At 47.0% G+C, this 9638-nt stretch carries 7 protein-coding genes, 1 tRNA gene and 1 pseudogene; 2 read left to right on the top strand and 7 right to left on the bottom strand.

Annotated features, from left to right (window positions below; translation table 11 throughout):
- Both QZ327_RS13710 and QZ327_RS13705 read right to left on the bottom strand, forming a co-directional pair.
- A pseudogene (locus tag QZ327_RS13710) lies at positions 1 to 549 on the bottom strand (hypothetical protein); the annotation flags it as partial.
- A 236-nt stretch (positions 550 to 785) separates the two neighbouring features.
- Positions 786 to 869 (bottom strand) — tRNA-Leu (locus QZ327_RS13705).
- A gap of 157 nt (positions 870 to 1026) precedes the next feature.
- On the opposite strand from QZ327_RS13705, the gene QZ327_RS13700 reads away from it, so the two are divergent.
- Positions 1027 to 2112, top strand: coding sequence for a mannose-1-phosphate guanylyltransferase (locus QZ327_RS13700; protein ID WP_294620204.1), 1086 nt, complete (start codon positions 1027 to 1029; stop codon positions 2110 to 2112).
- A 112-nt stretch (positions 2113 to 2224) separates the two neighbouring features.
- On the opposite strand, the gene QZ327_RS13695 is transcribed toward QZ327_RS13700, so the two are convergent.
- The 3 genes from QZ327_RS13695 to QZ327_RS13685 form a co-directional block, all read right to left on the bottom strand.
- Complete coding sequence (locus tag QZ327_RS13695; protein WP_294620202.1) at positions 2225 to 2617, bottom strand: HIT family protein; 393 nt, start codon at positions 2615 to 2617, stop codon at positions 2225 to 2227.
- 54 nt (positions 2618 to 2671) lie between these two features.
- Positions 2672 to 3136 (bottom strand): transcription elongation factor GreA, encoded by a 465-nt coding sequence (gene greA / locus QZ327_RS13690; protein WP_294620200.1) that lies wholly within the window; start codon positions 3134 to 3136, stop codon positions 2672 to 2674.
- Positions 3137 to 3324: 188 nt separating this feature from the next.
- Entirely contained in the window at positions 3325 to 4476 is a 1152-nt protein-coding gene (locus QZ327_RS13685; RefSeq protein WP_294620198.1) for a DUF4369 domain-containing protein, read from the bottom strand.
- 199 nt (positions 4477 to 4675) lie between these two features.
- Here QZ327_RS13685 and pnp point away from each other — a divergent pair, with 199 nt between their 5' ends.
- On the top strand, positions 4676 to 6826 hold the full coding sequence (gene pnp / locus QZ327_RS13680; RefSeq protein WP_294620196.1) for a polyribonucleotide nucleotidyltransferase: 2151 nt from the start codon (positions 4676 to 4678) through the stop codon (positions 6824 to 6826).
- 418 nt (positions 6827 to 7244) lie between these two features.
- On the opposite strand, the gene buk is transcribed toward pnp, so the two are convergent.
- Together buk and QZ327_RS13670 are read right to left on the bottom strand one after the other, a co-directional pair.
- Positions 7245 to 8306, bottom strand: a complete 1062-nt coding sequence (gene buk, locus QZ327_RS13675) for a butyrate kinase (protein WP_294620194.1) — start codon at positions 8304 to 8306, stop codon at positions 7245 to 7247.
- A gap of 25 nt (positions 8307 to 8331) precedes the next feature.
- Positions 8332 to 9276: a phosphate acyltransferase gene (locus tag QZ327_RS13670; protein ID WP_294620192.1), complete on the bottom strand. Its 945-nt coding sequence runs from the start codon at positions 9274 to 9276 to the stop codon at positions 8332 to 8334.
- Positions 9277 to 9638 lie beyond the last annotated feature (362 nt).

Genomic DNA, 9638 nt, shown 5'->3' with positions numbered 1-9638 from the left:
CTTGAAAGGATTGCTTTTGCCCACAATCTTGGTTGGATTAGTATCTGCACTTTCCTCTTTCTCTTTTGGCAAGGCTTGCTCTTGGATGGCAACCGCATCTGTATGGTAATTGCTTTCCTGTTCTTGCAGATAGCGCAAATATTTGGAAAGCACGACAAGATTAACGATAATGGACAAATAAGGAAGCCGCCCATCATAACAGGACGGTTCATGCAAATATGCATCCATATCAAAATCAGAGCAGCGGAAACCGATATACTTTTTTCTTTCATCATAATTCAAGTCCTCAAAATAACCACTTTCCCACAAAAAATCGGGAATATCCATGTCCAATACAATGTTACGCACGACACGGTATTTTTGTTGGATGGCTACAATATTTTCAGTCACACGGAAAATTTCTTGCCGCAAATAATCCTTTAGCTGGGCTTGCGTCAAATATTCACGTTTTAAAAATAGTGCATCTACTTTAGTTTTATAGTCATGCGCTATACAACTATCTAATATCTTCTGTATTTCTCTGAAATTGGTTTCTATATGATTTTCCATAATCGTGTGCCTTTAAACGTTCTTACTACAAATATAAGGTAAGAATCTCACTTTTCCCGAAAACATCGGCAATAATAAGGAAGAAAAGATAAGGTAATAGTTAAGAAATCATAAAGACGCAGGGAGAAAAACTATAAAAGTACACCTTTTCTTTGTATTCGTCATTCAGTACACATTTAGTACGCCCTATGAAAGTAGAAAACCCTGATAATCAAGCGATTATCAGGGTTTATTCGTACCCAGACCCGGGGTCGAACCGGGATGGAAGTGAATCCACTGGTGTTTGAGACCAGCGCGTCTACCGATTCCGCCATCTGGGCATCATTGATTTCTCAAATGCGGTGCAAAGATACGGCTTTTTTTGAAACATACAATACTTTTGAAGAAAAAAGGCGAAAAAAATGAGAAAATACCTCCCAAGCATTCCTTGTTTGTAAAATATACAGTACTTTAGCAGAAACTTTTAAAACATCTGATATGATAACCAATAAGGATAATTTCTGTGTAATCATGGGCGGTGGAATCGGTAGCCGTTTTTGGCCTTTCAGCCGTAAAACCCTCCCGAAACAATTTCTGGATTTTTTTGGCACGGGACGTTCATTATTACAACAGACATTCGACCGATTCAACAAAATAATCCCTACGGAAAATATACTGGTTGTAACCAATGACCTATATGCAGGCTTGGTAAAAGAACAGCTTCCCGAACTAAAACCCGAACAGATTTTATTAGAACCTACACGCAGAAATACAGCTCCGTGCATTGCATGGGCCGCATATCACATCCGTGCTTTAAATCCGAATGCCAATATCGTAGTAGCCCCTTCGGATCACCTCATTTTGAAAGAAAGCGAATTTCTTTCAGCCGTAGAGAAAGGCTTGGCATTTGTTGCCAAATCAGACAAGCTCCTGACGCTTGGAATCAAACCCAACCGCCCGGAAACGGGATATGGCTATATACAGATTGCCGAACATATAGACAATAACTTCTATAAGGTGAAAACCTTTACAGAAAAACCCGAATTGGAGTTAGCCAAAGTGTTTGTGGAGAGTGGAGAGTTTTATTGGAATGCCGGTCTCTTTATGTGGAACGTAAACAGCATCATCAAAGCCGGCGAATTACTTCTGCCCGAATTGGCCACCAAACTGGAAGCCGGAAAGAATGTATACGGAACACCGGAAGAAAAGAAATTCATAGACGAGAATTTCCCTGCATGCCCCAATGTGTCTATCGATTTCGGCATTATGGAAAAAGCAGACAATGTATATGTGTCATTGGGAGATTTCGGTTGGTCTGATTTAGGCACATGGGGGTCTCTGTACGACCTTTCCCAAAAAGACGAGTCGGAGAACGTCACACTGAAGTGCCGGTCGCTATTGTACAACAGCAAAAATAATATTGTCGTACTTCCACAAAACAAAGTTGCCGTGATTGACGGACTGGAAGGCTATCTCATTGCCGAATCGGACAATGTGCTACTGATTTGCAAGAAAGACGAGGAGCATGCCATACGCAAGTATGTAAACGATGCGCAAATCAAGCTGGGAGAAGATTACATATAAACTAACAATTAAAAAGATAAAGACCGAACACCAAAGATAAAAGCAATAACGGGAATTGGACAATGTCCAATTCCCGTTATTGCTTTTATATAGGGGAGGAAATAAAATCTTTTCAGAGTGCCATCCGGATAGCGTCTGCCACCGCCTTGAATTCCGCATCCGTCAATTTCAGTTTCGGATTAGAGAAAAGCATATCTTTCTCGTTCTGCATCGGAATCAAATGAATATGCGCGTGAGGAACTTCCAGACCCAATACAGCCTCGCCTACCTTCTTGCAAGGGAAAGCCTTGCCGATAGCCAACGCCACTTTCTTTGCAAAAACATGCATTGCCGCCAAATCCTCGTCACCCAAGTCGAAGATATAATCCACTTCCTGTTTGGGAACGACCAGCGTATGCCCCTTCACCAACGGGTTGATATCAAGAAACGCAAAGAACCTGTCATTCTCCGCCACTTTGTAGCAAGGTATCTCACCTGCGATAATCCTACTGAATATTGTTGCCATAACCTATTTATTATATAAAGTAAGGCAAGCCCGCATGCGGACCTGCCTTACCTTTTAAAATGATATGTTCACTACTTCCAGGCTGATAACACCCTGCGGCACTTTAATCTCAGCCACATCGCCCACCTTCTTGCCAAGCAAACCTTGTGCAATCGGAGTGTTTACGGAAATCTTTCCCTCTTTCAGGTTGGCTTCACTTTCAGATACAATAGTATATGTCATCTTCATGCCATTCTTCACGTTCTTCAGTTCCACCTTGTTCAGTATCTGCACACTGTCGGTCTTCAGCTTAGACTCGTCAATAATCTTCGCATCGGCAATCACCTGTTTCAACTTATTGATTTTCATTTCAAGAAGCCCCTGAGCTTCTTTTGCCGCATCATATTCCGCATTTTCCGACAAGTCACCCTTATCGCGCGCCTCAGCGATAGCTGCCACAATCTTGGGGCGTTCCACCGTTTCCAGCTGTTTCAAATCGGCCAATAATTTATTGTAGCCTTCTTCTGACATATAAGCCATACTTTTTCCTCCTTACTTTTATAATGTTTTTTAATGGTACTATAAACAAAAAAGAATTCCAACATGGTCAGCATGCTGGAACCCTCTTCCTATTTCTTTTTGCAAAGATAGACTTTTAAACAATGCGTGTCAAGCAAAAAGCAGTGCTTTGTAACATATTTAAATGAAATATTCTAATTTATAACATGTTACAGCAAAGCCTTCACTGCCGCTTCCAAATCCTTAATCGCCTCGCCACGCGCGCTTAGTTCGCTCTTCCTGTTGATGAGGAAGATGGCAGGAAGCGACTGTACATTATAAGCGGCAGCTATGCTGGAATATACCCCGTTCGCATCACGCACGCATATCCACGGCAGGTTATCGGCAGTTGTCTTCCAATAATGCTCGTCCGCATCCAAAGAAACCTGGAAAATCTCCAGACCTTGAGCCGCATATTTGTCATACAAATCGCGCAACATATAATTATGTGCAGGAGAAACCGCGCTCTGATAGATTGTGAAATCCAGCACAACCGCCTTCCCTTTCAGGTCACTCAGTTTGTGCACATTACCTTTCATGTCGCGCAAGCTGATATCAATGATGCCCGTTTCCGAAACAACCTCCGTAGGAAGTTCCATAACTTTTTGTTGCGGGGCACGGGTGTTCTTCATTCCCTTTATCACGATATTATAAAGATTTTTCGAACGGTCGGCATGCGGATAATAATTGTTCAGGCTGGTTGCCACGGCAGCAAAGCACTTCACATCATCCTTATTGTTCAGCGGATCGAATATCAGATAGCCATTCAGTTTCTGAAACAAAGCAAAATAAGCGACAGCCGTATTGGGGGCGGCAAAAATATAGTTTATCTTCACCTCATCCTTATAATCCTTCATCAATGCAGCAAGGCTGTCCTCAAACACATCCATACCAATCTTATGGGATTGCATGCTCTGAATCAATCCATTCACATCGGTTTGAAGCCGCAGCTGCTTCAATGTAAGTTCCTTTATCTTCGCGCTATTCGCCGACCCCTCCACACTATAAGCAGTAGAAAAATCCGCATAAGGCGCATTCAGCCGAACGGTTTCCGTAGAATCTATGGAGAAGTTGATAACCTTGTCATCCACCCGCAAACGATAAAATTCCGGAGACGCCGGACGCGCCTGCTTGAAAGCAAATGTACCGTTACCTTTCAACTTGACAGAATCCAAAGGAACAATCCCCTCCAACGCCGAAGCTTCCAGATAAAGCATCTTGCCGTCGGCACCGGATATTTCGCCTTCCACTTTGAATTTCGGTTCGGAATTACATGCGCTCAGCCCCAAAACAGCCAACGCTACAAAAAGAATCTTTTTCATATTTCGTGTATTTTTCTAAAAAGAACGTGCAAATATACTCCTTTTCACGGTTAGTCAAAGCATTTTCCCGTTTCTTACACTTATAAAAGTGCAAAAAACAACTAAATACAAACTTTTTATCTCATTCCCACCGCATTACACGAATAAATTACATATCTTTGCAGGAATTTTGTAAGAAAATAGATATAAAACATTTTTTATGATTAACCCAATTGTTAAGACGATCGAGCTTCCTGATGGCAGAACCATCACGCTCGAAACGGGAAAGCTGGCAAAACAGGCAGACGGTTCTGTAATGCTTCGTATGGGCAACACCATGCTTTTGGCTACTGTTTGTGCCGCCAAGGATGCAGTTCCCGGAACAGATTTCATGCCGTTACAGGTAGAGTACAAAGAGAAATTCTCCGCATTCGGACGTTTCCCCGGAGGTTTCACAAAACGCGAAGGCCGCGCTTCCGATTATGAAATCCTTACTTGCCGCCTCGTAGACCGTGCTCTCCGCCCCTTATTCCCCGACAACTTCCATGCAGAGGTGTATGTAAACATCATCCTCTTCTCAGCAGATGGCGTCGACATGCCGGACGCATTGGCAGGGCTGGCAGCCTCCGCCGCCCTTGCAGTTTCAGATATTCCTTTCAACGGACCTATTTCCGAGGTACGCGTAGCGCGTGTCAACGGTGAATTCGTCATCAACCCGACTTTCGACCAGTTGGCACAAGCCGATATGGACCTGATGGTAGGCGCCACTTACGAGAACATCATGATGGTGGAAGGCGAAATGGACGAAGTTTCCGAAAGAGACTTGCTGGAAGCCATGAAAGCCGCCCACGAAGCAATCAAGGTGCAATGCAAGGCACAAATGGAACTGGCGGAAGAAGTCGGCTCTACCGTTAAGCGCGAATACTGCCACGAAGTAAACGACGAGGAACTCCGCAAGGCTGTTCACGATGCTTGTTACGACAAGGCATACGCAATCGCCGCTTCCGGCAACAATAACAAGCACGAACGCATGGACGCATTCGACGCTATCCGCGAAGAGTTCAAAGCACAGTTCAGCGAAGAAGAACTGGAAGAGAAAGAAGCGCTTATCGACCGCTACTATCATGATGTAGAGAAAGAAGCCATGCGCCGTTCCATCCTGGATGAAGGCAAGCGCCTTGATGGCCGCAAAACTACCGAGATCCGTCCCATCTGGTGCGAAATCGGTTACCTGCCCGGTCCTCACGGTTCTGCCGTCTTCACACGTGGCGAAACCCAGTCGTTGTCTACCGTTACGTTAGGTACAAAACTGGACGAGAAGATTATCGACGACGTACTGACACACGGCAAGGAACGCTTCCTGTTGCACTACAACTTCCCGCCGTTCTCCACAGGCGAAGCGAAAGCGCAGCGTGGTGTAGGCCGCCGCGAAATCGGCCACGGTCACCTTGCATGGCGTGCATTGAAGGGACAAATTCCCGCCGACTACCCCTACGTGGTACGCGTAGTATCCGATATCCTCGAATCAAACGGTTCTTCTTCCATGGCTACCGTATGTGCCGGCACATTGGCACTGATGGATGCCGGTGTAAAAATCAAGAAGCCCGTATCAGGTATCGCAATGGGATTGATTAAGAATGCAGGCGAAGAAAAATATGCCGTGCTGTCCGATATCCTCGGCGATGAGGACCACCTCGGCGATATGGACTTCAAGGTAACCGGTACTAAAGACGGTATCACCGCCACCCAGATGGATATCAAGGTAGACGGCCTGTCATACGAAATCCTTGAGAAAGCACTGTTGCAAGCCAAAGAAGGTCGCGAACACATCTTGAGCAAAATCACCGAATGTATCGCAGAACCGCACGACGACCTGAAACCGCATGCTCCGCGCATTGAAACCATGACCATTCCTAAGGAATTCATCGGTGCGGTAATCGGCCCGGGCGGAAAGATTATCCAGGGCATGCAAGAAGAGACCGGCGCCACAATCACTATCGAAGAGGTAGACAACGTCGGCAGAATTGAGATTGCCGGAAACAACAAGCAAAGCATCGATGATGCCGTACGTATCATCAAGGGTATCGTAGCCGTGCCGGAAGTAGGCGAGGTTTACAAAGGTAAAGTACGCTCCATCATGCCTTACGGTGCATTTGTTGAGTTCTTGCCGGGCAAGGACGGTTTGCTCCACATTTCCGAGATCGACTGGAAGCGGTTGGAAACAGTAGAAGAAGCCGGAATCAAGGAAGGAGACGAAATCGAGGTGAAACTACTCGACATCGACCCGAAGACCGGAAAGTTCAAACTGTCCCGCAAAGTCTTGTTCCCAAGACCGGAGAGACAAGAAAGACCGGAAAGAAAAGAAAAATAATCCTTATTAATAAAAGGAGATACAAGCCCGGCAGCAACCAAGCTGCCGGGCTTTCTTTTTGTTGCGCCAAAGCGGCACGGAAACGCAAGGACAAAAAAAGATCGGAAAGTACCCCCATACTTTCCGATCCGAAACAGTCAAAAATCGACCTTAATCAATTTATTAACTTAACACAGTGGCAAAGATATGAGAAAAATTTCTTTGAATGAGCCTGTTTGCTCAAAAAAGTTTCGAAATTAAACAATTGCCGAAGCACGGCTCTTTCATTTAAGGGAGTCAGAAGAAGTTATTGCCCTTCAGGCTAAGAGTTAGAAGCCGACAGTTCTGTTGATGTATAGCGACACTATTGGCTTCCAACTCCCTTTAACTCCCGATAACTCCTCCAACTCCTTGAAATGAAAAAGCCGTATTGCGGAAACTATTTATACTCCTGTATCGGAAGCTCCCCTTTCAACGCCCCAAGCGCATTCATCGCCAATGCCTCCATTTCATCCTCGCCCGGATAGACACAGACCGGCGCCAGAAACGAGATACGTTCCTTCAGGCGGGAGATAATATAATCGGAATGCGCCATGCCACCCGTCAGAAGAATGGCATCTATTTTACCGTACAACACCACGGAAGCCGCACCGATGCTTTTGGCAATCTGGTAAATCATGGCATCCAGCACCAACCCGGCATGCACGTCACCCTCTTCTATCCGGCGGACAATGGCAGGTACATCGGTCGTGCCAAGATGCGCCGTCAGTCCGGCACGGCCGGAAATACGTTTCTTCAGTTCGTCTTTCGTATAACGACCCGAACAGCACAGGTCTATCAACTGTCCGGCAGGAAGAGTGCCCGCACGTTCCGGCGAAAACGGTCCCTCGCCATCGAGTGCGTTATTCACGTCGACAGCCTTGCCGTGACGATGCACGCCGACCGATATGCCTCCACCCAAGTGGCAGACAATCAGATCGAACTCTTCGTAGCGCGCATTGCACCCGGCGGCATAACGGCGGGCAATGGCACGCTGGTTCAGCGCATGCCAGATGGTGATACGCGGCATCAGCGGAGAGCCCGTGACGCGTGCCAATTCATCCAGCTCGTCCACCACACCGGGATCGGCTATGAATGCACGGCAACCGGGAAGCAACGCGGCAAGCTCGGAAGCGATAAGGCACCCCAGGTTGCAGGCATGGGTGCGCATGGCATGTAGGATATCGTCCAGCATGGCATCGTTCACCTCGTACACGCCGCCCGGTATGGGCTTCAGCAATCCGCCGCGTCCCACTATGGCATCAAACCGGAAGGGTATGCCATTCAACTCCAGCTCCTTCAGAACCAAATTCTTGCGAAATTCAAACTGGTCGATGATATGCGAGAAAGAGGAAAGTTCGTCTACCGTATGGCGGATGTTGCGCACCAGCAGCGGAGTATCGTTCTCGTATACGGCAATCTTTGTCGAAGTGGAACCGGGGTTGATGACGAGGAGCTTCATTGGACTATGAATTTTGAATTATGAATTACAGGCGGGCGGGAACATCATCTGCCGTTTCCGAACCGCAACTGGTGAGGCATGCCATGGCGATGCTGTAATATTTGGACAAACCGGAATCGCTGCGCGACGGCAGCACCACGGGACAGACAGGCCCTTGCAGCAGCCCCGCCATATCGGCGTGCGAGAACAGGGAAACGGCTTTATAGAAAGCGTTGCCCGATTCGATATTCGGGAAAATCAGCACGTCGGCTTCCCCGTTAATGGGAGAGACGATGCCTTTGATGTCGCCGCTCGTCTTTTCGCAGGAAGTCTTTACGTCCAGCGGTCCGTCGATGATAACGTCTCCGAACTCGCCCGCCTCGGCAAGCTCCACAATGTTGACGTAATCCAGCGAATGGGGGAACTTGGCGCTGACCTTCTCCGTACAGTGTATCAGCGAAATGCGCGGTTGCCTGATGCCGAAATGGCGGCAGGCATGAATGGCGTACCAAATCATCTCTATGCGCTGCTGCAACGTAGGACGGGGAATGACGGCGGCATCCGAGAAAAACAGCAGTTTGTCATAGGTAGGAATTTGCATCACCGCCAGATGCGTCAGTATCTTGCCCTTGGGCAACAACCCTTTCTCCTTATCGAGAATGGCACGGAGCAGGTTGTCCGTATTGATAATCCCCTTCATCAGGATATCCGCACCGCCCTCGCGCACGATGCGCACCGCCTCGCGCGCCGCCTCGTCCTTATCCTCGATGTGCAACGTCCGCACATATCCGGGATGCTTCTTTAAAGCAGGATATTTCTCCAAGATAGCCGAGTCGCCAATCATCAGAAACTCCGCAATGCCTTCGTCCAAAGCGCGGGCTATGGCATATTCCGTATTGAGGTCGTCGGCACAGACCACGGCAATGCGCTTTCGCCTGTTCAGGGTTTTCAGGTGGGAAGTGAGCTGGTCAAAGTTCCGAATAGGTTCCATAACGTTAGATTTTTAGCAAATATCTAAAAAAATGCCGAGAAAAGAAATGTTATACGGCTTTTTATTTCTATGTTTTATATCATTTTGACAGATTTGTCACAAAGGGTGCAGAGTTTTTCCTACAGGCGGAAGTACAGGCTTTATTCCCAAGCAGGCAGAGAGAAGGAGAAAAGAAGAAAAGGACACAAGCCTGCCAACCGTGACATGCCGCACCCGGCAGGTCCTTTCATTTACAGGAGTCAGAGGAGTTGCCGTCCTTCTTCCGGCTCCTGATAATTCCCGTAGATAAAAGACCCGTGACCGACAGCTTCTTTTCCTTCCGATGTTCCCACTTAATTGGAAACGTGTTCCCTGCATGCTGG

The sequence above is a fragment of the uncultured Bacteroides sp. genome, from assembly GCF_910578895.1.
Classification (GTDB): domain Bacteria; phylum Bacteroidota; class Bacteroidia; order Bacteroidales; family Bacteroidaceae; genus Bacteroides.
The sequence above is the reverse complement of the archived record's forward strand: the minus strand, read 5'-3'. Positions and strand labels throughout refer to the sequence as shown.